This window comes from Desulfovibrio gilichinskyi, from assembly GCF_900177375.1.
Taxonomy (GTDB): domain Bacteria; phylum Desulfobacterota; class Desulfovibrionia; order Desulfovibrionales; family Desulfovibrionaceae; genus Maridesulfovibrio; species Maridesulfovibrio gilichinskyi.
The window spans coordinates 495,758-519,981 of sequence record NZ_FWZU01000004.1 but is presented as its reverse complement, the minus strand read 5'-3'; the positions used below and the strand labels follow the sequence as shown (position 1 = coordinate 519,981).

At 42.5% G+C, this 24,224-nt stretch carries 20 protein-coding genes; 9 read left to right on the top strand and 11 right to left on the bottom strand.

The window, feature by feature from the left end; translation table 11 throughout:
• Positions 1-5 precede the first annotated feature (5 nt).
• The 5 genes from B9N78_RS13845 to B9N78_RS13825 all read left to right on the top strand — a co-directional run bounded on the left by B9N78_RS13845 (position 6) and on the right by B9N78_RS13825 (position 6,900).
• Positions 6-278, top strand: a complete 273-nt coding sequence (locus B9N78_RS13845) for a hypothetical protein (RefSeq protein ID WP_085103263.1) — start codon at positions 6-8, stop codon at positions 276-278.
• A gap of 240 nt (positions 279-518) precedes the next feature.
• Positions 519-1,355 (top strand): helix-turn-helix transcriptional regulator, encoded by an 837-nt coding sequence (locus tag B9N78_RS13840; protein WP_085103261.1) that lies wholly within the window; start codon positions 519-521, stop codon positions 1,353-1,355.
• Positions 1,356-1,746: 391 nt separating this feature from the next.
• The gene (kamA, locus tag B9N78_RS13835; protein WP_137982548.1) at positions 1,747-3,063 is read left to right on the top strand and encodes a lysine 2,3-aminomutase; all 1,317 of its coding nucleotides are present in this window, start codon (positions 1,747-1,749) and stop codon (positions 3,061-3,063) included.
• The gene (gene ablB / locus B9N78_RS13830) at positions 3,050-3,901 is read left to right on the top strand and encodes a putative beta-lysine N-acetyltransferase (protein ID WP_170921432.1); all 852 of its coding nucleotides are present in this window, start codon (positions 3,050-3,052) and stop codon (positions 3,899-3,901) included. The genes kamA and ablB overlap by 14 nt, the downstream gene beginning before the upstream one ends.
• A gap of 344 nt (positions 3,902-4,245) precedes the next feature.
• A complete protein-coding gene (locus B9N78_RS13825; protein WP_085103257.1) occupies positions 4,246-6,900 on the top strand; it encodes a response regulator in 2,655 nt (884 codons plus the stop codon).
• A 3-nt stretch (positions 6,901-6,903) separates the two neighbouring features.
• Here B9N78_RS13825 and B9N78_RS13820 read toward each other — a convergent pair whose 3' ends face one another.
• Together B9N78_RS13820 and B9N78_RS13815 are read right to left on the bottom strand one after the other, a co-directional pair.
• Positions 6,904-7,983 (bottom strand): protein-tyrosine phosphatase family protein, encoded by a 1,080-nt coding sequence (locus B9N78_RS13820; RefSeq protein ID WP_085103255.1) that lies wholly within the window; start codon positions 7,981-7,983, stop codon positions 6,904-6,906.
• Entirely contained in the window at positions 7,964-10,426 is a 2,463-nt protein-coding gene (locus tag B9N78_RS13815; RefSeq protein ID WP_085103253.1) for a PEP/pyruvate-binding domain-containing protein, read from the bottom strand. Before B9N78_RS13815 ends, B9N78_RS13820 begins: the two co-directional genes overlap by 20 nt.
• 309 nt (positions 10,427-10,735) lie before the next feature.
• On the opposite strand from B9N78_RS13815, the gene nhaB reads away from it, so the two are divergent.
• The 4 genes from nhaB to B9N78_RS13795 all read left to right on the top strand — a co-directional run bounded on the left by nhaB (position 10,736) and on the right by B9N78_RS13795 (position 18,660).
• On the top strand, positions 10,736-12,358 hold the full coding sequence (nhaB, locus tag B9N78_RS13810) for a sodium/proton antiporter NhaB (protein WP_085103251.1): 1,623 nt from the start codon (positions 10,736-10,738) through the stop codon (positions 12,356-12,358).
• Positions 12,359-12,637: 279 nt separating this feature from the next.
• Entirely contained in the window at positions 12,638-13,540 is a 903-nt protein-coding gene (locus B9N78_RS13805; protein WP_085103249.1) for an aspartoacylase, read from the top strand.
• Between the two features lie 239 nt (positions 13,541-13,779).
• Positions 13,780-14,169 (top strand): response regulator, encoded by a 390-nt coding sequence (locus B9N78_RS13800; protein ID WP_170921431.1) that lies wholly within the window; start codon positions 13,780-13,782, stop codon positions 14,167-14,169.
• A gap of 78 nt (positions 14,170-14,247) precedes the next feature.
• Complete coding sequence (locus B9N78_RS13795; protein ID WP_085103245.1) at positions 14,248-18,660, top strand: response regulator; 4,413 nt, start codon at positions 14,248-14,250, stop codon at positions 18,658-18,660.
• Between the two features lie 21 nt (positions 18,661-18,681).
• On the opposite strand, the gene B9N78_RS13790 is transcribed toward B9N78_RS13795, so the two are convergent.
• The 9 genes from B9N78_RS13790 to B9N78_RS13750 all read right to left on the bottom strand — a co-directional run bounded on the left by B9N78_RS13790 (position 18,682) and on the right by B9N78_RS13750 (position 24,216).
• Complete coding sequence (locus B9N78_RS13790; protein WP_281248188.1) at positions 18,682-19,092, bottom strand: EutP/PduV family microcompartment system protein; 411 nt, start codon at positions 19,090-19,092, stop codon at positions 18,682-18,684.
• Positions 19,093-19,103: 11 nt separating this feature from the next.
• A complete protein-coding gene (locus tag B9N78_RS13785; protein WP_085103241.1) occupies positions 19,104-19,460 on the bottom strand; it encodes a BMC domain-containing protein in 357 nt (118 codons plus the stop codon).
• A gap of 70 nt (positions 19,461-19,530) precedes the next feature.
• The gene (locus B9N78_RS13780; RefSeq protein ID WP_085103239.1) at positions 19,531-20,082 is read right to left on the bottom strand and encodes a BMC domain-containing protein; all 552 of its coding nucleotides are present in this window, start codon (positions 20,080-20,082) and stop codon (positions 19,531-19,533) included.
• Between the two features lie 12 nt (positions 20,083-20,094).
• Complete coding sequence (locus B9N78_RS13775; protein WP_085103237.1) at positions 20,095-21,423, bottom strand: 4Fe-4S dicluster domain-containing protein; 1,329 nt, start codon at positions 21,421-21,423, stop codon at positions 20,095-20,097.
• A gap of 63 nt (positions 21,424-21,486) precedes the next feature.
• Positions 21,487-22,596 carry a 1-propanol dehydrogenase PduQ gene (locus B9N78_RS13770; protein WP_085103235.1) on the bottom strand — a complete coding sequence of 370 codons (1,110 nt, stop codon included), beginning with the start codon at positions 22,594-22,596 and terminating at the stop codon, positions 21,487-21,489.
• A gap of 130 nt (positions 22,597-22,726) precedes the next feature.
• Positions 22,727-23,008, bottom strand: coding sequence for an ethanolamine utilization microcompartment protein EutM (gene eutM, locus B9N78_RS13765; protein ID WP_085103233.1), 282 nt, complete (start codon positions 23,006-23,008; stop codon positions 22,727-22,729).
• Positions 23,009-23,034: 26 nt separating this feature from the next.
• On the bottom strand, positions 23,035-23,349 hold the full coding sequence (locus tag B9N78_RS13760; protein ID WP_085103231.1) for a hypothetical protein: 315 nt from the start codon (positions 23,347-23,349) through the stop codon (positions 23,035-23,037).
• A gap of 3 nt (positions 23,350-23,352) precedes the next feature.
• Complete coding sequence (locus B9N78_RS13755; protein WP_085103229.1) at positions 23,353-23,901, bottom strand: BMC domain-containing protein; 549 nt, start codon at positions 23,899-23,901, stop codon at positions 23,353-23,355.
• Positions 23,902-23,904: 3 nt separating this feature from the next.
• Positions 23,905-24,216, bottom strand: a complete 312-nt coding sequence (locus B9N78_RS13750) for a EutN/CcmL family microcompartment protein (RefSeq protein ID WP_085103227.1) — start codon at positions 24,214-24,216, stop codon at positions 23,905-23,907.
• Between the last annotated feature and the right edge of the window lie 8 nt (positions 24,217-24,224).

Sequence of the window (24,224 nt, the reverse complement as noted above, 5' to 3'; positions counted from 1 at the left end):
ATGCCGTGTCGAGTGAGTTTTACTCAGATACAATTTATGGACAGGTCGTACCATATGAAAGCGACTTAGATGACAAATATCAGTTAGCCATTGTCGTAGACGGTGAAGAAGAATTCATCGTCGAACCTGACAGCAATGGACGCAACCTGAGTGAATACGTGGACCAGTGGATAAAAGCACAGGTTTACGTAAATGAGACCGATGATGGCTTTTTCGTAAAAATACGTGAAGTATCACTTGATGAAGACGGCTGGAAATACGATGATGACAGTTGGTAGGCCGTAATTTTCCGGAGGCCGCATTGCTTAAGAACTTCTGGTTTATCGATGCGGCCTCCTTTGCTATTTCTTCCATCTTCCCCTTTCCGTACCATAATTTCAACAACCATTGTCATCAGTGCAAAAGAAATCTATACCCGATTGACTGGCTTTTAATAATCAGATCCATGATGAGAATACTCACTTGTAACAACTTCATCGGATCGATTAACTAACAGACTAAATCGCAAGGAAATTTTTTTGAGCTCTAATCAGCAAAGCACCCCAGATCGACTCCCGGAACAGATCTCAGATGTATTTGAATCTTTTTCTGACTTCATCCTATTCGCGGACAGCAACGGCATTATCTGTCATGCCAATAAACCTGCACAAACTTTTTTCGGAGAACATTTACTCGGAGAAACTCTTTGGAGTGTTTTCAGAGTAGAAGCAGACAGTCTCTCCGACTTTGTTAAGCTTTACCCACCTGAAAAAATTCATGAAATACCCTATGATGAAAGCGGAGGAAGTTACTCCCTGCGCCTCATCCCATTACCTGTCCCACTCTGTTCAGATGGATTTCTAGCCATTGTCACCAACAATGCACCACTGCTGGAACTCCACGAAACATATGAAGAACGGATTGAAACCAGTCTGGAAGAAACCCGTGAACAGGTCGACGGCATGAATGTAGCCCTGAGAACAGTCATTGAGTCAGTTGAAGAAGAAAAAAAAGACATGCATGAAGACTTTGCGTTGCAAGTCCGCGAGCAGATTCTTCCGGCTCTCGACAGAATGATCAAGGAACCGCTGCCGCAAATGCGAAAGAGCTTCGGCAAGTACATTAAAGATCGCCTGGAGGCTCTTACGGGAAAAGCAGGAGACCAATTCGAGGATCTGCTGCTTAAACTAACCCCCCGCGAAATCGAAATTTGCCGCTACATTGAAACAGGAAAAAGCAGTGAACATACCGCTGAATTGCTGGGACTTTCAGTAGATACAGTTCTGACTCACCGAAAAAATATCCGCCGTAAGCTAGGCCTGCGCGGTAAAAACATATCTCTCATTTCTTACCTGAAGCATCAAAACAACTCTTAGCTTACCGGGTATCATGTATACCCATTAAGTACCTACTAAATCACCTTGTTCCCTACCCGTTAGTCTGATCTAATGAAGCTATAGAAACAATTAATTCATTTATCTTTATATTTTTATTAATTTTCTACAGATTTTATCTCATATTTGATGATTTAAAACAATCATACCTATTCTTATTTAAGATAATTTTGCATTCACGATGCAGCAAAATACATATTTTATGCATATTTAATACTATAAATATAATGTAGTAAAAACTGTTTTACTGCGCTCTATATAAATTAAAATAGATTTCACCATTTGTAACAATAAGTACTGGTAACTTTTTTAGGGCTACCTACCTTACCTATTTTACACTATTAATAACGACATCACTGTCGGAGGATCATCAATGGAAGTATACAATTTACATCAACAGAAATTATCAGACATTTTAGATGAAGATTCATCAAGAGACGATTGGACAGACTGGAAATGGCATATCCGCAATTCAATAAAAACTGTCGCAGGTTTTGAAAAAGCTCTTGGTATAAAGTTCAGCGACAAAGAGAGAAAGATGCATGAACAGACACTTAAAAAGTTCCCGCTTGCCGTCTCTCCATATTATTTATCTCTTATTCATAAAGATGATTACAAAAACGACCCGATCTTCAAACAGTCTTTTCCCGACCCCCGCGAGCTTATAATCGGCCGCAGCGACATGGTTGACCCGTTGCATGAAGACGGAGACAGCCCTGTTCCAGGCATTACTCATAGATATCCGGATAGAGTTCTGTTTCATGTCAGTAATATCTGTTCTATGTATTGCAGGCATTGTACGCGCAAACGAAAAGTCGGTGATGTTGATTCCATTCCGGATATGGAACAGCTGGAAGCAGGTTTCGAATACATTCGCAACACTCCGCAAATCAGAGATGTCCTGCTTTCCGGCGGTGACCCCTTCATGCTGTCCGATGAGAAACTGGACTGGCTGCTTACTAAAATAGGTGAAATTGAACATGTAGAGGTCGTAAGAATCGGAACTCGCATGCCTGTTGTTCTGCCTTACAGAGTTACGGACAAACTGGTAAACATGCTCAAAAAGCATCATCCACTATGGATAAATACCCATTTCAATCATCCGTGCGAAGTAACAACCTCTTCCAAAAGAGCTTTAGCAAAACTTGCAGATGCCGGTATTCCGCTTGGTAACCAAAGCGTGCTCCTCGCCGGTATCAATGACTGTCCAAGACTTATGAAAACACTTAACCATAAGCTGGTTAAAAACAGAGTACGTCCTTATTATCTTTACCAGTGCGACCTTTCTGAAGGGTTATCCCATTTCAGAACTCCAGTGGGCAAGGGGATAGAAATACTTGAAAGTCTGCGTGGACACACCAGCGGATTTGCTGTGCCTACTTATGTGATTGATGCTCCAGGTGGCGGCGGCAAAATTCCGGTGATGCCGAACTATATAGTCTCATGGGCAACAAACAAAATTATTCTCAGGAACTACGAAGGGGTAATAACAACTTACGCCGAACCGGACTCTTACGAATGTAATTATTGTGATAGAAACTGTGAAGAATGCAACCTCCAGCTTATGGAGGAAGATGCCGAAGAAAAACCTATCGGAATTGCAAAACTGCTTTCAGACTGGGATGACACCCTCAGCCTTACGCCCGAAGAAAATGAAAGAACTGAAAGGAGTGCCAATGACTCCCGATAAAATAAAAAATATAGGACAAAGCACAATTCAGATCGGCCCGTTAAATGACAGAATTTATTTAATGGAACTTTCACCAGAAGATATGCCGGATATTGTTTCAGAGTTGAAAAGCAAAGCAAAATCTGCCGATGTATCAAAGATTTTTGCTAAAGTGCCAAGTGAGTTATCACCACACTTTGTCACCGAAGGATTTGCAGAGGAAGCAACCGTCCCAAATTTATTTTCTGATGATGATGGAACTTTTTTAAGCTTCTACAGGTCCTCTGCCAGAGCAGAAATTAAAGACCAAGACAAACTTGATCATATCATTGAAGTTGCCGAAGGCAAATCCGGAACAGGAATTAATGACAAGCTTGCGAAGGGATTAAGCATCAGGAAGTTAACAAAGGCTGATAGCAGCAGCCTTGCAACTTTGTACAAAGAAGTGTTCAGCACTTATCCATTCCCTGTCCATGATGCGGAGTATATTGAGAACGAAATCAATCAAAACGGCTGTTTTTATGGAGTTTTTCACAAAGAAGAATTAATAGGTGCAGCCTCTGCCGAAGCAGGTCATGATGGGTGGAGTGTAGAGCTTACCGACTTTGCCGTACGTCCGGAATACCGGAAAAAAGGAATAGCCGGAACATTACTGCACAGACTTGAAGAGGAATCACTGGTAGCAGGTAAAATGTGTTTTTTTACGATTGCACGCGCCTGTTCATACGGAATAAACTCTCTTTTCGCCAAAGCAGGCTATACTTATTCCGGAACAATTCCGAACAATACTAATATCAGCGGAAGCCTTGAAACAATGAATATATGGTTTAAGCACCCAGTTGATAATCAGTCTGCATAGACAAATCATTTATCGGAGCGGGCATTTCTTCTATAGAATGCCTGCTCCGTTCTTTACGGGTTATACTTTCCTCTCCGCACATACACACTTATTCTCTTCTGCTACAAAATATTCTCTTGAATACATTATCATACGTTATTCTTGAGATACCTATTTTTAAATGCTATCTCTCATTTAGCTATTATCGAATGTTATAAAACTAATTTCAAAATTACTCAAAATACCTATTTTCCAATATTGGCTGTATCTTTAGCATATTGTATTATAGTTCTTATAAGCATACACCTTCTGAAATATCGAGCATATCGAAGCTTGAAAAACCAGATAGAGACAAGGCTGGGTAAATGGCAAATCTACTATTCCATGGATCAATACGAAAAAAAATCATCGTTTTGGTTTTGCTTGCGACTCTGCCTGCGTTCATGCTGAACCTTGGAACAGCGTTGCTCCATAGACATCAAGCTATCAAATCCGCAAAGCACCAGACCTTAGAGTCATTGCATGAATTCAGCGAAATACAACGCAGAATCAGTGATTCAACACGTACACTTCTTCAGACAGTTGCGGAAATTCCGGAAATCAGAGAGCTCAACCCTCACGCAGCGCAGATCACTCTTGAAACCATACTGAAAGCCAACCCTATATATACAAACGCAATTCTTATTAATTTAGAAGGTAATGTAGTTGCTGCAGGCACAGGAAATGCCACAAATCTTAACTTTGCGGATCGCAAGCAATTTAAAGATGCCATAAGTACAAAAAAATTTGCAGCCGGCGAATATGTTGTCGGCAAAACTTCACAAAAATCAATATTTCCTTTCGCAATGCCGGTCCTTAACGCTAACGGTAATCCGAAAGGGGCATTGATTATCGGTATAAACTTAAACCATTACAGAGATTTTTTTAAACGCAGCAACTTTCCGGAAAATTCATTTTTCGGACTATGTGATCATAACGGGAACAGGCTGTTCAGGTATCCTAAAAAAGAAAATATTGAAGTCGGCACTCCTATTCAAGAAGCAGTCTTCCTCTCCGCAAAAACCGGAAAAAATCCCGGAATGATTGTTACGGAATCTACTGATAAAATTGTCCGCATTATTTTTTATGAACCATTGCGTCTTTCGTCTGACACTGAACCTTACATGTACCTTTTTTTGGGTATTGATGAATCAGAAATTCAACAAGGTGCTGATTTGATTCTTACCAGAGGAGCAGAAACAGGCTTTATCTCAATAATTCTCACGCTGGCAATTGCATGGTTTGTCGGAGGAAGAGGGATCGTCCGCCATCTTGAAAGTCTTACGGAGACCGTTCAAAAAATCGGCAGCAAGGATTTTAAAAATCCGAGCGGAATAGATTATTCAGACGGTGAAATAGGGCAGTTAGGTCAAGCCTTTGATAATATGGTAAACCTTCTGCGCAAACGTGAAAAAGAGCGTAACAACGCACTGGCAAGCGTCCGCGAAAGTAATGAAAGATCACGAACTCTTCTGCTAAACACCCCCTCAGGAATTTGTCTGGTTAACCCCGTCAGCCAGTTTATAGAGTTCATGAACCCTGCTTTCATGGATATATTCAATGTCCATGATGAAAATTTGAAGAATCTACAGCTAAAAGCTTTTCATCCTCAAAAAGATAGTACCAAAGTAGATAAAATTTTCGAAAAACATATTTTGCACGAGATTTCTTTTTCACCTGCACTCCCAGCCATGACACTCAACGGTCGGGAAATTTGTGTGGACGTTTCGTCAGCCATTGTCACCATCAACGGGCGAAATCTTTTGGCACTTTTTTTCACGGATATAACAGCTCATAAACATTCAGAGAATGAACTGATCGGAGCAAAGGAAGTAGCAGAACGCGCAAACAGAGTAAAAGATGAATTTCTGGCGAACATAAGCCATGAAATCAGGACTCCGTTAAACGGTGTTATGGGAACACTCCAGCTTATGCAGGAAACCCCGCTTGACAGCGAGCAGGAGTCATACGTTGAAATAGCTCTTGGCTCTTCTAATAATTTGCTTAAGGTACTGAATGACCTTCTTGATTTTTCTAAAATCGAAGCAGGAAAGCTTGATATTATTGAAGAACCTTTCGAGCTGGAATCCCTGATAGAAGAAAGTGTTAACCTGTTTCAGTTTCAAGCGCGGGAAAATAATATATCTTTTCACTCGCACATAGATCCGTCTACTCAGAAATTTTATATAGGTGACATAGGAAGAATCAGGCAGATTCTTTTTAACCTGATCGGAAACTCTATTAAATTTACAGAGTCAGGTTCAATAGCAGTCCAAGTGTATTCACTCCCTCACCGCGATCCGAACAAAGAACGCTTGTTCTTCTCAGTTGAAGATACAGGAGTCGGCATATCTGATGATAAAATTGGATATATCTTTGAGTCATTTACTCAGGTTGACGGAGCTTTATCCAGAAAACACCAAGGAACAGGATTAGGACTTCCCATAGTAAAAAGATTGGTAAATCTGATGGGCGGAAACATCACCGTTGAAACTGAAGTAGGTGTGGGGACCACAATTCTTTTTTGCGTGTTGGTGACTAAAACAGACTATATCGACATTCAAGATAAAAAAGACCACCAGCGAAAAAAGTCCGACACTCCTCTTAGAATACTTCTTGTGGAAGACGAAATGGTCAACAGAATTATGGCGCAAAAACTGCTCGAGAAAGCAGGGCACAGCATAATATGCGCTCAAAATGGTGAAGAATGCCTTGAAAAGCTGCGCAAACACAGCTTTGATGTGATTCTCATGGACGTACAAATGCCTGTTATGGACGGGTTTGAAACTACCAACATAATAAGAAACTCAAAAGAATTCAGCAAAATAGCTGAAATACCGATTGTGGCCTTGACTGCGCATGCCTCAAATAAAGATCTGAATAAAGCAAAATTAACGGGAATGGACGAATTTGTCAGCAAGCCGTTTAACAAAGAGGTACTGCTTGAAGTATTACAAAAAATGCATGACCTTAACAAATAAATGTTAGTCGCTAATTCCTTCTTCCATCATAAGTTTGAACAAGGCTTCTATAAATTTCCCTGAGGCGACATCCGGCAAGGAAAAAGAAGGTATTTTAGCGTCGGACATAATTCCGGTATATGCGAACCATATTTCAGAAGAGATCTTATTAAGTGCAGGGGTCAAGATTTTTCCCCACAACGCTCCGTCGTCAGAAAGATCCACGCCGAAAGCTCTGCATTGCAAAGGACGGTCATTAAACAGCAAACAGGATTTATCTTTAAGCAGTGGACAAACCGCGCCTGCTTCAGAGAGACAAAAATCAGCAATATTATTTTCTTTTCTAAGTTCTGCCGAGGCAATCCTTTCAGCTTTTGATGTTTCCACAGCACGTTTTATAACCTCAAGGCGACCTTCGTGAGTAAGCTCCAGATTAATCTGATGACTTAAATGAACAGCTTCAACCAAAGTAAGACTGACCGGAGTCCGGCAACACTGATCATTATCAAATCCGCATGTTTCAATGTGTCCGGAATCACGAACGGCTTCATCAACACGCAAAATCAATTGTTCATAATCATTAAAAAAGGGAGACAGATCAACCAGTCTTTTAAATTCCAGATGAGGTTCACGAATCGTCAGTTTGCCGCTCTGTTTGCCGTATTTGCGAATGGTCCACCACTGCTCAAAATTGGCAGGTTTTGATCTTAGTTTTCTAAGAGCCTTCCAGGCCAGTTTATGCCCGAGCCCCCGGCGAAGCAGATAGGCATTCAGCACGGTTCCTGTTCGCCCGATTCCATGACGGCAATGAATCAGAACCTTTTTACCTATATAAATGGACTCATCCAGCCATTCCAGAGTTTTTTCAAGTTTAACAAGATCCGGGGCTTCTTCATCCGCCAGCGGGAAATAATAAACATCAAACCCGGCCTTTTTCTCAATATCATACAGATCGTAAAATTCCCCGCACAGGTTCAGGATAGCATCTATCCCCTGTTCATCCAAAGAATTAAGCTGAGCATAACTCATGGGAGCACACCCTACAGCAAGTTGATCCGTGACCCATGTCAGGTGATAAGCGTGATTATTCTGAAGAGTTTCCATCAACCCTCTCTGCGTTCTGGATAAAGAGCTGCACTTCAGGCTCCACCTGTTTTTCCTCTTGGAGGCGCATATCCATAAGTCTGGTATAAGCCAGCAAATACCCCAATTTAGCTAACAAAGCGCAGGTTTCTTTCTCGCTGATTCTAGAACAGGTTGCATCAAGCATATCCCCGCGAGTTTCAATTTCAAAACCGTAATGGCCAAGTACACTCTGAATAAATCTAAGCCTCAGCAATCTGTTTTTAAGCTCAGATCCGCCACCCTGAAATTTAAAATGGACATAATTAGCACCGGAGGCCTTGCCGCAAATGGAGTCAACCACAGAAAAATGGTACCCGAACCTGATCATAAGATGAAGATAATCTTCCGCGATAATGCCGTAACTTGCCAACAATTTAGACTTAATACTGAAGATTCCGGCTGACATGCGGTCAAACTCATCCCAATCAATATGAGTCAGCTCCTTTGACCATTGCACCATCGGATCAGACAACCCGGACCAGAGACTTCTCATCGGCTGACTGGTTATATCCTGAGGAGTTACATACCTTTTTTTAGCCGATCTTAATACCAACCCCTTACCGAGATCGAGAATATACATTACCAGCGGCAAGTCACTTTTAAGCTCTTTTGCCGCCCCCATTCCGCGTCCCTTTTTATCAACCAGTGAAAACATTTGCTCTACTGATTTTTCATGGCAGAACCTCACCATATCATGCAACGAACGACATCCTTCCGGCGTAAAATCAGGTGATTCAGGGTCAGTAAGACTCAGCTTCACCGTAAAAGGAATAACTTTGGAATAAAAATTAAGAACTCGCGGTGAAGGCTCATCCTTTACATAAGATCTGGTTACTATCTCAGAGACACAGCCGTCGAAAACCGCTCCGTCCACCCCGTCAACAGTTACAAATTGCCCTTCATATAAACACCCCTCGGTATCACCTACCAACACAGGAAGTCCCCATTCGCGAGCAACAGATGCAAAATGACTGGCCCTGCTGCCCGTACCGGCAATGACTCCGTTAATTTTAGAGATAAACATTGAAAGCGCGGGCTTAAGAGTAGATGTGACAACAATTGCCCCTTCAGGAAGCTGCGCAAAATCTTTCCCATTTTCCGCAAAATAAATTTCACCGCATCCAACGCCGAGCGCGGCACTCTCCAGCCCCTTAACAACAGGAGTGGTTGTTATCGGTGAATGCACCGCAGACGACTTTTCAGTATTTTGCCGCAACGGACGGGACTGCAAAATATACAGATTTTTTAAATCGTCTTCTGCCCATTCGATATCCTGCGGACAGCCGAAACTGGATTCGAGCCGCATGGCAATTCGTCCAAGCTTCAAAAGAGTTTCTTCACTTGGAAGATCACCTATATCTACAGTACCGCTACTGATTAACTCCGGCTTAACGTCCCTTGAAAGAATTGCTTTTGCCGGAGAAATACTTCCATCAACCAACGAATCCCCAAGACCGCAGACACCATAGATACAAATATTTTCATCACTGCCGCTGGAATCAGGATTTTTTGAATAAACGACTCCTGCTTTTTCAGCGTTGACCATTGGCAGAATCAACACGGCCATAGCCGTATCGCTATCTGAAAGGCCGTTTGAAACACGGTACGCAATAGCGCGCGGACAATATTTACCGGCAAGAACTCGTTTATACGCTTCAAGCACGTCTTTTTTATGCACGCTCAGTTCACTTGAGTACTGCCCGGCAAAAGAGATCTCACTGTCTTCGGCCAAAGCACTTGACCTAACGGCTATCAGCGAATCGTCAGGAAACATTTCCGCCATAGTTGAAAGAATTCCATCCGCAATTTCTTTTGGAACATCCGCAGCTAGAATCAGTTCCTGTATTTCAAGGGTGAGCTGCGCGATATGCCCATGGTTATCAACTTGCATGACTCGGAAACGGGCTTCCAGTTCTTCCCTTAAACCGTTGCAGTCGATAAACCTGTTAAAGGCATTGGCGGTTACAACAAAAGCCGGGGGCACATTGACTTGTCCCTCGGTTAACGCGCGCCCGAGGTTTGTCCCCTTACCTCCTGCCAAATCTGGAAATGCTGCAGCCTTTTCAAGAGTAAGAATATAAGGGGGGCCGGAATCAGGAAGATTATGGTCTACAGCAATCTTAACATTATTATCTATTCTGATAAAATTTTCGTATAGGCTTCTGTAACAAAAAGGATTCATTTCAGTAAGTTGGTCTATCATTGCATTGACAGCTAAAGATAAACGATGAGTCAACCACACAACTCGTTGGTGATCACCTTTTTTCTTCCTGTATAATATGTCTTCAAGATCAGCTACCAATTCAAGGGCCATAGAATCATAGGCCAGAAGAGATTTGAACGCTTCATATTTGCGTTTAAGATGCGCACCAGGAGTAAAAATAAGCTTCAAACAATAATTAAATTTTTTTTTGATGTGCATGAGAGCCCAGTTCCTTATTAAATTTTCTTTCCTCTCGGATTCAAGTTCATAACTACTGAAGGACAAAATTTATTATTTATAATGTAGCATCCCCACAAAAAACTGGCAAACAAGCATCACTAACATGTGAAAATAATAACGTTCCTTTATTACACTGGACTGTTTAAATGCCGAGGAGTAAAACAGCCTTGTCATGTAGAAATTACCAACACTATTAACCTGTAACGCTTTATAATTATTGAATTATAAACAATAAACCGTTCAACTCAGGCTAATGGTTTAACCGTGTCCATCAAAAAGGAGAATTTGATGCAGCCTACATTATTACAATCGCTGGGCAGTAACTTTCTAGGAGCTGCCCCTAAATGGTACAAGCAGAGCATTTTGTTTTTTTTGATTCTGAACCCGTGCCTTATGTTCACTGCCGGACCGTTTGTCGCAGGATGGGCACTTATTGCAGAATTTATTTTTACATTGGCCATGGCACTTAAGTGCTACCCTCTTCCAGCCGGAGGACTGCTTGCAATTGAAGCGGCTTTTCTCGGAATGACCTCAACCGAGACAATTTACCGCGAAGCTCTTAAAAATTTCGAAGTAATTCTTCTGTTGATCTTTATGGTTGCCGGAATCTACTTCATGAAAGAATTTCTGCAATTCACATTTACCCGCATTCTTGTAAAAGTCCGTTCAAAAATAGTTATATCAGTGCTGTTCTGCCTTGCAGGTGCCGTTTTGTCTGCATTCCTTGATGCGCTGACTGTAACAGCTGTTATCATTGCGGTGGCCTATGGATTCTACAACGTCTATCATAGATTTGCGTCCGGCAAAACGATGCAATGCGAGCATGACTTATGTAATGATCAGGCTGTTGTTGAAAAAAATCGCGAAGATCTGTTGGAATTCAGAGGTTTTCTCCGTAACCTTATGATGCATGGCGCAGTCGGAACAGCTCTCGGCGGTGTATGTACACTGGTCGGTGAGCCTCAGAACCTGCTCATCGGTGGAGAAATGGGATGGCACTTCGTAGACTTCTTCCTTGAAGTTATGCCTGTGTCACTGCCAGTATTAGCAACAGGACTTCTTACCTGCGTAACTGTTGAGTATTTCCATATCTTCGGATACGGCGCAAAACTGCCCGGAAATATCCGCTCCCATCTCCTTGAAACTGCACTCAAGATGGAAGAAGAACAGGGAACAAAAGGTAAACTCAGACTGATAATTCAGGCAATCACAGGTATCTGGCTCGTTACAGCCTTGGCTTTCCACCTTGCAGCGGTCGGTATTATCGGGCTGTCAGTCATCATTATCCTTACTTCTATGAACGGAGTTATTGAAGAAAATCGCTTAGGCGCAGCTTTTGAAGAAGCTCTGCCGTTTACAGCTCTTCTCGTTGTCTTCTTTTCCGTAGTAGCAGTAATTCATGATCAGGGACTGTTTCACCCCATCATCAATTTCGTACTCAGCATGCACGGCCAGAGCCAGCTTGCTGCATATTATGTTGCCAACGGACTGCTCTCATCTATTTCTGACAATGTCTTTGTGGCAACAGTTTATATCTCCGAAACCAAAATGCATTTTATTCATATGTTAGGAGCTATTCCTGGTATTGGAATGACCGGACAGGCTTTGATGGACAAGCTGACCGATCCACACCTTGTCAGAGCCGATGTAGTTGCCGGAATGCCTCAGGCTGCCGCAACTCAGGCACTTGACCTGATGAAACATCTGGACAAGCTGGCAGTAGCAATCAACACAGGAACCAACATTCCAAGTGTTGCTACTCCTAACGGTCAGGCAGCATTCCTCTTCCTGCTGACATCAGCTCTTGCTCCGGTGATCAGACTTTCCTACGGACGGATGGTACTTCTGGCTCTGCCGTACACCATCACCATGTCTATCATGGGATTTCTGGCTGTTAACTACCTGCTATAAAAAGTTTAAGTCAATTTTCCTGACTTAAAACCGCTTATTAATAAAGGCTGTTTCCTTACGGAGACAGCCTTTATTGGTTTCCAAGTCCCATCCTAGAGCAAGACTATAATAAAATAGTACTTCATAATATGCATCAATCATTATAACATCTGTGATTCTTGGCATTGAAAAAAGAGTAGCAAATAAGGCCAAGGCATAATATTTATCACTCAGTCACATAAAAATTTAATAGCAATTTCTGCTATAATAGAAACATTAAACTTTAATAAAAAAGATAAAATGCAAATCAAATCAAGCTTTAACAAAATAGACAATGTCGTTATTTCAGGCGGAACTCATGGAAACGAAGCTACCGGAGTTTATCTTATTGAAGAATGGGAAAAAGACTGTTCCTTTCTCAAAAGAAACTCCTTTGAAACAGATTTTTTCTGTTCTAACCCCAGAGCTGTTGACCTGAACCTGCGTTATACCGAAACAGACTTAAACCGTTGTTTTCTTGATAAAGATCTAGAAGATGAATCCGCTGTCTCTTACGAAGAACTGCTCGCATACAAAATTAAGAACAATCTTAAAAAAAACTATGCAGGCAAAACAACTCTGCTGGTGGACATGCACACAACCACATCAAACATGGGCATCAATATTATGTGTGATGATGAAGCCCCTAACCTTTTGCTTGCCGCAATGGTCAAACACAGGTTGCCGGAAGTACATGTATACTGCATTAAAAAATCAGACAGAACAGATTCATGCCTGAGAAGCTCAGGAACATACGGAATAGGTATCGAAGTCGGCCCGATACCGCAGGGTATTCTGCGCCATGATGTTGTTGAAAGTATGCGCAAAGCAGTTGCAGCCGTGCTGGACATTGCTCATGAAATAAACACAGGGGGAGCGGATGAAACTCCGTTCAGCATTGAATATTTCAGTCATATTGCTGAAGTTGCCTACCCTGACGGGCCTTTTGGTGATGCAATGATCCACAAAGATCTTGAAGGTAGAGATTACGAGATTCTGCACCCGGGTGATAATATCTTTTACGGGGCTGAATGCGGAAATATTCAGTACGAAGGCAAGGAAGAAGTACACCCGGTCTTTATCAATGAAGCAGCTTATTATGAAAAAGGGTTAGCATTCTCCACAGTCAAAAAAGAACACCGTGAATTTAAACTGCTAAAGTAAAATATATTATTCCAGCGATTTTCTACCAAGAGGCTTGCATCTGAAAAGATGTAAGCCTTTTTTGGTGTGGAATGAGTAAACATTTCAAGAAGAAGATGCTATGAGTCTAAGAAAACTGTAAGTTAGAATTTGATTTAACAACTAAAATTATAGTCTTTTCAGGACTTAAACGTCGCATAAAACACATTTCAAAAGTTTTAAGGCTCAACACTATCTAAAGAATTTCCAGAGGATTTGAAGTGAGTAACACCATCAGAAAACAAACGGTTCTAGTTGTTGACGACACCTCAAGTATTATTGCTGTCTTTTCTAAAATTCTCTCACCGGAATATAGAGTAAAAGCGGCTAAAAACGGCCTTAAAGCTCTCGAAATAACCCTTGAAACCCCTCCGGATATAATACTGCTGGATATAATGATGCCGGAAATGGATGGTTATGAAGTTTGCCGAAAGCTCAAACTAAACCCGAAAACAAAAGAGATTCCGGTTATCTTTGTTACGGCTATGGTCGACGCCGAAAATAAAGCCCGCGCTCTTGAGCTGGGAGCTGTTGATTTTGTAACCAAACCTATCAATCCATCAGTTGTTCTTGAGTGTATAAAAAAACACCTTCAAATAGACATAAAATAACTGATTGCCGGAATAAAAAAACGTAAATTCTTAAAGAACTTTCACAAGTGAGCAGACAAACAGAATTGGAGGCAGGCATTGAAACTTCGTCATATGACTATGCTTAGCATCATTTTAATCGCACTTTTTTTTGCAGCCGGACAATTCATGGTTTCTACTCTCGTTATAAAAAAAGGATTCCAAGATCTGGAAAATGAAAAAGTTTATGCAAGCATCAACGCAGCGCAAAAAAGTATTAAAAATGAATTGCAGACTTTAGACGCACTCTTGCTGGACTGGTCTTCATGGAATGACTCTTATGATTTTGCTCAAGACCATAACGCAAACTATATCGATTCAAATTTCACTATTGATACATTTCTGAACCAATCACTTGCTGCAATTATTCTGCGAAATATAAACGGAAAAATTATTCTTGAGCAAGCAGTCAATACAGACGGAGAAATAGACAGTTCTTTAGCAGAGGATATTATCAAACACAGCAGTGTACCGCTGCCGGCAATCCCTGGTATCGAAGAAGGGTATGGCGGCATCATTACTCTGACTAACGGTGAACTCATGCTGATCGCTAAGAGAAAAATTCTAACAAGCGACGGTGAAGGGCCTACCATGGGGACAATGCTCATGGCCCGCCCTCTTTCCGATAAAATTCTTAAAGAAATTTCAAACCGACTGGGTTTTCCTGTTTTAATTGAGTCTGTAAATCCTAATTTAAAACTGCTGAGTGAACTGTCAGAAGCTAAAAACCATCAACTAGCCATCTATACTGATGATAAAACAGCCCACGGAATTGCTCCTCTTTTTGATATCAATCAAACTATAGTCGCCATATTGAAAACAACTGTAAACCGCCGCATTTCCCATCAAGGTAAAATTATATCCCTATATCATTACGGAAGCGTGATCCTTATTCTTTTTACAGTTGCCATACTCGGCTATTTTCTACTCCACAAAAAAGTGCTCGCACGCATAGAAAAACTTAGTACTCAAGTCTCGGATATAGGTAAAACAGGATATGCAAAAGGAAGAGTAAGCGTTGACGGTAATGATGAAATCTTCGAACTCAGTATAAATGTCAACTCGATGCTGGACTCAATTGAAACTGCTGGAAATGAACTTTTTTTACAATCTGAGAAAGTTGCAAAGAATGAGCAATACTTAAACAGACTTTTCAATTCAATCTCAGCAGGAGTTTTTCTTGTTGATTCTGAAACTAGAACAGTAATTGATATTAATGATTTTGCGTTAAAAATGATGGGTCGCAGCCGCGAAGAAATTATCGGAATTCCATGCAGTCATATCATGGGCATCCATACTCACGAAAGTTGTCCAATTTTAGATTTAGGGGTGACACAGGACACTTCCAAACAAATTCTGCTTACAAAGAACGGCGACAGGATTCCAATTATGAAATCTGTTTCCACCATTGAGAAAGGTCAACACCGTGTCTTACTTGAAACATTTATTGATATAACTGAAATGGAAGAATCCCAGAATAATCTAGTAAAAGCTAAAAACGAGCTGGAAATAAAAGTAGCTGAACGAACCGCCAGCCTGCGCGGAATTATCGACACGGCAAAAAATGGAATTATTGTAATAAATTCTAGAGGTTTAATAACTGAATTCAGCCCCGCGGCCGAAGAAACTTTCGGCTATAAAAAAAGCGAAATCATGGGGCTCAATATCAGCCTGCTTATGCCGATCCCTTTTAGCGAACACCATGACCAGTACATCAAAAATAATATTCAAGGAGGACTCCCGAAAGTAGTAGGCAAACAGGTAGAAGTTTCTGCTAAACGTAAAGACGGTTCAATCTTTCCCATGGAAATTGCTGTAAACTCTGCAGTGGTCAATGAAGATACTATTTTTGTAGCTGTCATCCGTGATATTACGGATCGAAAAGCAATGGAAGAAGCATTAGCCGACGAGCGAGAACGACTTCAGTATCTCTTTGATACCAGCCCGGTCGGAGTCGGGATCGCCGTTAATGACATCATTAAATTTGCTAATCCGGCTATGACCCAAATGGGCTTTAAGGTTGGAGATAATGCTATAAATAATTATGTTCACCCTGATAAACGGAATAAATTTTTAGAAGGACTGGAACGGGACGGTAATTTTAGGAATTTTGAAACGGAGCTGTACGGGGAAGATAGAAATATTATTGATGCAATACTATCTTATTATAAATTTACGTACATGGGAGAAAAGGGAACTTTAAGCTGGGTAGTAGATATTACTGAACGAAAAAAAGCGGAAAAAGCTCTCGCTGAAGCCAAAGACCTTGCAGAAGAGGCAACACTTGCTAAATCTGACTTTCTAGCAAACATGTCACACGAAATACGCACCCCGATGAATGCGATAATCGGACTTTCCCACTTGGCAATGCAAACGGACCTTACAGAAAAACAGCGCGGGTATATAAGTAAGGTGAATCGCTCAGCCGAAAATCTGATGGGAATCCTTAACGAAGTTCTGGACTTTTCAAAAATTGAAGCAGGAAAACTTGATATGGAAAACATTAATTTCCGCTTAGAAGACGTGCTTGATGATCTTGCCAACATTTTAGTTTTTAGAGCGCATGAGTCAGGGTTGGAACTTCTGTTCGACATATCTCCTGACTTACCTACTGCTTTAAAAGGAGATCCTCTTAGGCTGGGACAGGTTTTGCTGAATCTGGGCAACAATGCACTGAAATTTACTGAAAAAGGTGAAATTGTAATAGGTGTTAAACAGCTTGAGCAGGATGAAACGAATATCAAGCTGTCTTTTTCAGTAAAAGATACAGGCATAGGTATGACTGAGAAACAGCAACAAAAATTATTCCAACAATTCAGTCAAGTTGACACATCAACAACTCGTAAATACGGAGGAACAGGACTGGGGCTGGCTATTTCCAAAAAATTGGTTGAAAAAATGGGAGGAGAAATATGGGTTGAAAGCGAAATTGATAAAGGAACAACCTTTAATTTCACTGTCAACTTAATGATTCAAGAGGAAGTTGCTCCTGAAATAACAACTGAAGGATCGGAATTGGGTCCAATGAACATCCTGATAGTGGATGACAATGTAACAGCCAGAACAATTCTGGCCGAAATGCTTGCAAACTTCGGATTCAGAACTGACGAAGCCGGAAATGGAGCTGCGGCTATTAAGTTATTGGAAAAACAAAGCGATGCTGAAAAATATGATCTGGTACTTATGGACTGGAACATCCCATCCATGGATGGAATTGAAATATCCCGCGCCATGGCGAGTAATAAACAGCTCAAGCATATCCCGAAAGTTATCATGGTAACAGCATACGGACGCTCTGAAGTCATGTCCGCTGCGGCCGGAATTGAAAACATAGTCGGGTTCCTGAGCAAACCGATTATGCCGTCAATGTTGCTGGATTCCATTATGAACGCCCACGGTCGCAAGGTAAAATCTGAAAAACGTGTCCCCTTCCGTCAGGAAAAAATTAACGAAGCAACTGCAAAACTTCAAGGAGCATACATCCTCCTTGTTGAGGACAATGAAATCAATCAGAATGTAGCTGTAGACCTTCTGGAAAACTACGGAGTCACAGTTAAAATCGCAGTTAACGGCAAAGAAGCTTTGGATATTTTAGAGACAGAAACTTTCGACGGTATTCTGATGGATTGCCAGATGCCGGTGATGGACGGTTATACTGCAACTAAAAAAATTCGTGAGCAGGAAAAATTCAAAAGTTTGCCGATAATAGCCATGACCGCCAACGTAATGGCCGGAGATCGCGAAAGATCGTTGCAAGCCGGAATGAATGATCACATAGGTAAACCTATCCAGATCAGTGAGATGCTTTGCATTATGAGTAAGTGGATTACTCCCTCAACCCCGTCGGCAAAACCTATTCCCGCACACCATGAACAAGAATCAGATGGCAGCACTTTTTCAACCCTCCCCGGTATAAATGCAGAATCCGGGCTTGCCAGACTACAGGGAGACACCAAGTTATATAAAAAAATATTATTCATGTTTGAAAATGATTACACCGATTTTGAATCAATTTTCCGTGATGCACACAGCAGAGAGGACAATGAAGCAGCCATGCGTTACGCACATACCTTAAAAGGAGTAGCTGGTAATATCGGAGCAGAAGAAATCGAAAAACAAGCCTATTACCTAGAATCGGCATGCAAAAAAAACAAACCGAAACATGAAATTGATAAATTGTTAAACAGGGTTGGAACAGCTTTGGCCCCTGTTCTTGAAGGGCTTAAAAATTTTAAATACAATGAACCGCAAAATAATCCGAATAGTAATGAACTAAGCTCAGAACAACTTGAACTTAAAATCAGGCAGTTGCGGATTCTGCTTGAGGAATCCGATACCGAAGCGGTTTCTTTAATTGAAGAGTTGCAATCGTCTTCAGAATGGGGGCTGCAAACAGGCAAACTAGAGCTTATGAAGAAAGCTATTGATGAATATGAATTTGAGGACGCTTTAAAAATTCTTGATCAATTGTAAGGTATCAAAGACTGGATCAATTCAAAGCAGCATAGAACGGAGAATATCAAGTCCTGCTCCGGTTTCGGAGCTTACGGCAACAACTTCTTTGACTCCGGCATTGCGCAGCAGACGTTCAGCCCGTTCAACATTCGCGTCAGGAACGTCTGTTTTCGTGATCACACCGATTATTTTTCGATTGAACATGGAAGCAAACAAAGGCGGGAAAAGGCTGCTTGAACGTGTTGCATCCTGAATAAGGACAAGTATATCACACTCAACCGAAGTGCTGATCAGCACATGATAAAAACGGCTGTTCTCCAGAAATTCACCGGGAATATTAATAAACGGACCGCAATATTCCACAGCCATTGCTCTGTGAGAAGAATAGTCTTCCCCTGACAGAGACTGAATAAGAGTACTTTTACCCACACGGGTTTCCCCGATGAGCATCACCTTTTTCATTATGACCGTGTCATCTCAACTGATGAATAGTGCAGAACATTCTCAAAAAAATCGAGCACAGCTCTGAGAGCGGCCTCCACGCTGGCAACATCTCCGAGTAAAAGCAGACAACCGCCGAACCTGTCCAGAAATCCTATCTCTACCGAAGCGGCTTTTGTGGCAACATCAGACGCAATGATAACACCTTCGCTGGGGGTGATCGTCATTATGCCGATAGCTCCGCCGGAATCATTATCCAGCCCGAGCTTCAAGTAGATGCTCTTTTGCGGACTGGCGATCACATGGGCAAGCGTCACCTGCTTGCCCGGGACGTACTCTTGAATTACCCGCTGCTTTGGTTCGTCGGAAATTATCATTATATTAGCTCCTTCAAAATAAAGGGGCGATGGTTATATCGCCCGCACCGAAAACAGCTTGAATCATGCATTAAAATAATTGAGCTTTAAGAGCTTCACTTGGCGAAGGAATTACGACATGGCTGAGAACAGGACCGCCGTCACCTACACCGTGAACTCCGGCATCAACTGAGGCTTTAACAGATCCTACGTCGCCTGTCATAACCACAAAAGCCTTACCTGCAAGGCCGGATGCCATACGGATTTCAATTAAGTGAACCTGTCCGGCTTTAGCCGCAGCATCAGCGGCAAGGATACAGGACGCAGCAGTACAAGTTTCAATTACGCCCAAAGCATTAACCTTAACGAGCGAAGATGTCCCGCTGAGAGCCGGGATAACATCTCTATGCACGCTTGGAATAGTGAATGAATCAACAACCATATCCGCACCGATCTCACAGCCGACCTGCACAGAACTCTGAACAGCTCCTGTATCTCCGGTAACAACTACTATATATCTGCCTGGACATGTCGGGCGAGCCATAACCAGCTCAACACTTGCAGCTTTGAGCATCTCATCTGCAGCGTGCATACCTACAGCAATACTATTAAGTTCTACACAACCTATTGTACGTAACTCCATTATCTATCTCCCTTATGCATCCTTGATAGTTATCATTGCGTCAGCAATGGACTCAACCACACCGTCAATGCTGGCATGAACTCTTGCACCCATAGCACCTTCAGGAATTTCCCCGATCAGGTCTCCTTTGTGCAGTCTGTCTCCTACGGAAACAACACAGGTTGCCGGAGCTCCGATGTGCTGACCAAGAGGAATTGTCACCATGGAAGAAAACATTTCTCCTGCAAAAGCCGGATGGGTGTCATACTTTGCTACATTAAGTCGCTGAATAAGGCGCGCGGTTGGAACGGCTCTGCTGTCTCTGAACGGATTGCTTTCAAGCTGTTTGTCTGAACTTTCCCAGCGAACTCCGGCCTGCATCAGAACTTTCTTAATCTGAGCATTAACTTCTCTGGGTGAAACCATCATCGGACAGGCAAACTTTTCACAGACACCGCACTCGGAGCAAAGCAGAGCTTCACGGGCTATTTCAGTATCAAGTATCTGAGAATGCAGAACTCTCATTAACTTATGAGGATGAAGAGAATGACCTAATAAATTTCTGGGGCAAAGATCCGTACAACGTGAACACTGGCAACAGACGGTATTGGTGATTCTGCGGATTCTTTCAGGGTCCATGATTTTTCCGGCAACGACGGTATGATCAGGTGGAAGAACAATAAGCCCGCTGGTAGTCTTGGTGACAGGGCGCGAAACGTCGGAAAGAATACGGCCCATCATCGGACCGCCGTCAACTACTTTAAAATCAGAAATTGTTGCGCCGCCGGCAAAAGCAAGTACGTCGGAAACTAAAGTTCCTACGGGAACTTTTACCACCATGGAATTTTTAATCTCGCCAGTCACGGTCAGGTAGCGATGAGTTACTGGAATTCCGTCCATGGCATACGCCACATTTAAAAGAGATTCCACATTGCTGACCACTGCGCCGACCTGAAGAGGAATGCCGCGTTCAGGAACAGTTCTGCCTAGAACTTCTTTAACCAGTACATGCTCATCACCTGCCGGATAGAAATCACGCAGCTCAAAATACTCAAGCCGCCCGCTTGAATTCCGTGCAACAGCTTCGCGAACGGAATCCATGGCTTTCTTGTGTTTCCCTTTCAGACAGACGATACCCTTGGTGGCCCCTGTACAGTCAAGAATAGCTTCCAGGCCGCGGATGACAGTATCAATCTCAGCTTCTAAAAGATGCGGATCGCTCATGAGCAGAGGTTCACATGAAGCCCCGTTCACCAGCACGGTATCCACAGTGGCATTTGCCTTTACATGTGTGGGCAGTCCGGCTCCTCCGGCTCCAACCACACCTGCTTCCCTTATCATATTCTCAACTTGTCCACTCATTGCTTTCCCCTTTCACATGACCTTACTGATCATAGAAATCGGCTGCTGAATTCAAATAAAAACTTACCAAGCCTTCTTCAAAATCTCCAAAACATCATCGTGAGAAGGCCTTCTCGGGTTGCCTTCCGTGCAGATGTCTACAAGCACATTCTTTGCAATTGTATCCATGCTGCGATTGAAAACATTTTCATCGATCTTAAGTGATCCGATCTTATTCGGAATATTCATAGCTTCATTAAGATCTCTGACCGCCTGAATAAGACTGGTTGTTCCTTCTTCAACTGTTACAGCAGGTAATCCCAGCATTTGCGCTATTTCCTGATACCTGATGCCTACATCAAAGCTGTTGAACCGAATAATATAGGGAAGCACCACGGCATTAGCCAGACCGTGCGGTACATGGAAAATACCGCCGAGGCTGTGCGCAATACTGTGAGTGAGTCCAAGCCCGCTGTTATTAAAAGCCATACCTGCCATACATGAACCGAGGAGCATCATTTCTCTGGCTTCCATATCATCGCCGTTGCGATATGCCCTCAAAAGATATTTGAATACATAGCGGATAGCATATTTCGCATAGATAGAAGTAAAAGCGTTGGCATGTCTGGATGTATAAGCTTCAATAGCGTGTGTCAGAACGTCCATACCTGTAGCACCTGTAACGTGCGGTGGAAGTGAACGGGTAAAACGGGCATCCAGAATAGCCATATCAGGAATCAGCAGTTCATCGGAAAGAGGTATTTTAATCTCATTAATCTTGTCAGTTACAACCGCAATGCCCGTAACTTCAGCACCGGTTCCACTGGTAGTCGGAATAGCGACAAGCAACGGTTTAGGCTTTCCTTCGTTAGCTTTGTGAGCAAAGAAGGCTATTGCCTTGGCTGCATCAATAGGAGAGCCGCCGCCGAGAGCGATAATAAGATCAGCTTTTTTCTGGAGAAAAAGTTTCGCGCCTTCAGTTACCGTTTCCAGAGAAGGATCTGACTCAACTGCATCGAAAACAGTGCAAGGGATGTTATTACGATCAAGATGACTTTTAACCCTGTCTGCAAATCCGGTTTTCACCATAAAAGCATCAGTAACAAGGAAAGCATGCGTTGCCGGCAAATGTTCAAGTGTCTCCAGCGCGTCTTCGCCATAGCAGATTTTTGTCTTACCGTAGAATTGTGTCACCTAAATCTCCAATTAATCCAATATACTTAAAATTTATTTAATTTTGTTACTGTTTAACTGTGTGTTTGAATACTTGAAAAAAAAGGACACAGGCACATTGCGCAGCCTGTGTCCCGCACAGTATCTATCTCTATTTGCAGTTGCATTTAGGCAGAATCAGCTCAACTTCGCTATGAGGACGAGGAATTACATGAACACTCAGTAATTCGCCGACTTTAGCAGCAGCGGCAGCACCAGCGTCTGTTGCAGCTTTTACTGCGCCTACATCACCGCGAACCATAACTGTTACCAATCCACCACCGACCTGTTCACGGCCGACAAGTTTAACATTAGCAGCTTTAACCATAGCATCAGCAGCTTCAACAGCTCCAACCAAACCTTTTGTTTCAACCATTCCAAGTGCGTTCATCATGGTATCCTCCTTATAACTTAATATACTTAAATGTTTTCTTTCACGGTCTTAGCAACTTGATAGCTAAGAATCTGCAACTGTTCCGGGTCATTAATTCCGAACTGCTCTTTCAGCATAACTGCGATAGTCAGAACAAATCTTTCAAAACCTTCTGTTCCGTGCTCTGCGGCTTCACAGACGGTTGTATCCGGCTTTGAACCGCGAACAATTTCAATTTTTCTTTTGCTGAGCTCGTCCTTTGCGCCGGGAGTCAAGATCATGCTGTTATCAACATAGATCTTGGCACTGTCCTGACAAATGAAGGACTCGAGGTTGCCCACTTCAACAAGTATTTTTTTCATGTTTTACCTCACCCCTTTTATAAGAGCTCTTACAACCGAGGCGTGTGGTCTGGGGATAACAACCGCCTCAACAAGATTTTTACCTAAAACTTCCTTTGCAGCATCTGCAGCTTCTTCAACAGAAGCGACATCTCCGCTCATTACGAAATATGATTTACCGTTTATGCCCTGACCGGAAACAAGGCGCGCAAGCTGAACAGCTGATCTTTTAACGGCACTGTCAGCCGCCATCACTCCGGAAGAAACATTGCGGCATTCAATAACACCCAGCGCATTCACTTCATCAATGACAGCGTCTTTTCGAAGCACTTCCATCACCTGAGGAGAAATTTGCGAAATAACAAAACTACCTGAAAGCGGGCGACCCGATTCCTGAGCAGCAAGTACACTGGTTGCAACAGCTTCACGGTCACCGGAGACATAAATCATGTATCGACCTGAACAGATCGTGGAGGCGCGAACGAGTTCAACATCCGCTACTTTCATCATCATATCCGCCAGTTCCACTCCGGCGGCGATGGTTTTGCTCTCCACAATACCCAGCGTATCCATAATTTAGTCCTTATCCTGACCGCTTACAGCGTCTGAAGAAATTTCGCTTATTTGGGCCTGCACTTCGTCAATGATGCCCACAATAGATGCGTCCACAGGAGCTTCCTGATTATCGAGAGCCTTGCGCGCAGAACTGCCGGTTGTAACCAGCACTTCGTCTCCGATACCTGCGCCAACGCAATCAACGGCGACAAAAATTTCTTCACCGCTTTTATTAGCGACGTCCAGCCGTTGAACGACCATCAATTTCAGTCCGCTCAAAGTGTCTTCTTTACGGGTAGCCCAGACATTGCCGATAACTTTGCAGATCATCATAAGCTCAT

Excerpts from the sequence above, each read along its gene's own strand:
- kamA (WP_137982548.1), top strand. The coding sequence starts at position 1,747 with ATGGAAGTATACAATTTACATCAACAGAAATTATCAGACATTTTAGAT.
- ablB (WP_170921432.1), top strand. The coding sequence starts at position 3,050 with ATGACTCCCGATAAAATAAAAAATATAGGACAAAGCACAATTCAGATC.
- B9N78_RS13825 (WP_085103257.1), top strand. The coding sequence starts at position 4,246 with ATGGCAAATCTACTATTCCATGGATCAATACGAAAAAAAATCATCGTT.
- B9N78_RS13820 (WP_085103255.1), bottom strand. The coding sequence starts at position 7,983 with ATGGAAACTCTTCAGAATAATCACGCTTATCACCTGACATGGGTCACG.
- B9N78_RS13815 (WP_085103253.1), bottom strand. The coding sequence starts at position 10,426 with ATGCACATCAAAAAAAAATTTAATTATTGTTTGAAGCTTATTTTTACT.
- nhaB (WP_085103251.1), top strand. The coding sequence starts at position 10,736 with ATGCAGCCTACATTATTACAATCGCTGGGCAGTAACTTTCTAGGAGCT.
- B9N78_RS13805 (WP_085103249.1), top strand. The coding sequence starts at position 12,638 with ATGCAAATCAAATCAAGCTTTAACAAAATAGACAATGTCGTTATTTCA.
- B9N78_RS13790 (WP_281248188.1), bottom strand. The coding sequence starts at position 19,092 with ATGCTCATCGGGGAAACCCGTGTGGGTAAAAGTACTCTTATTCAGTCT.
- B9N78_RS13785 (WP_085103241.1), bottom strand. The coding sequence starts at position 19,460 with ATGATAATTTCCGACGAACCAAAGCAGCGGGTAATTCAAGAGTACGTC.
- B9N78_RS13780 (WP_085103239.1), bottom strand. The coding sequence starts at position 20,082 with ATGGAGTTACGTACAATAGGTTGTGTAGAACTTAATAGTATTGCTGTA.
- B9N78_RS13775 (WP_085103237.1), bottom strand. The coding sequence starts at position 21,423 with ATGAGTGGACAAGTTGAGAATATGATAAGGGAAGCAGGTGTGGTTGGA.
- eutM (WP_085103233.1), bottom strand. The coding sequence starts at position 23,008 with ATGATGAACGCACTTGGAATGGTTGAAACAAAAGGTTTGGTTGGAGCT.
- B9N78_RS13760 (WP_085103231.1), bottom strand. The coding sequence starts at position 23,349 with ATGAAAAAAATACTTGTTGAAGTGGGCAACCTCGAGTCCTTCATTTGT.
- B9N78_RS13755 (WP_085103229.1), bottom strand. The coding sequence starts at position 23,901 with ATGGATACGCTGGGTATTGTGGAGAGCAAAACCATCGCCGCCGGAGTG.
- B9N78_RS13750 (WP_085103227.1), bottom strand. The coding sequence starts at position 24,216 with ATGATGATCTGCAAAGTTATCGGCAATGTCTGGGCTACCCGTAAAGAA.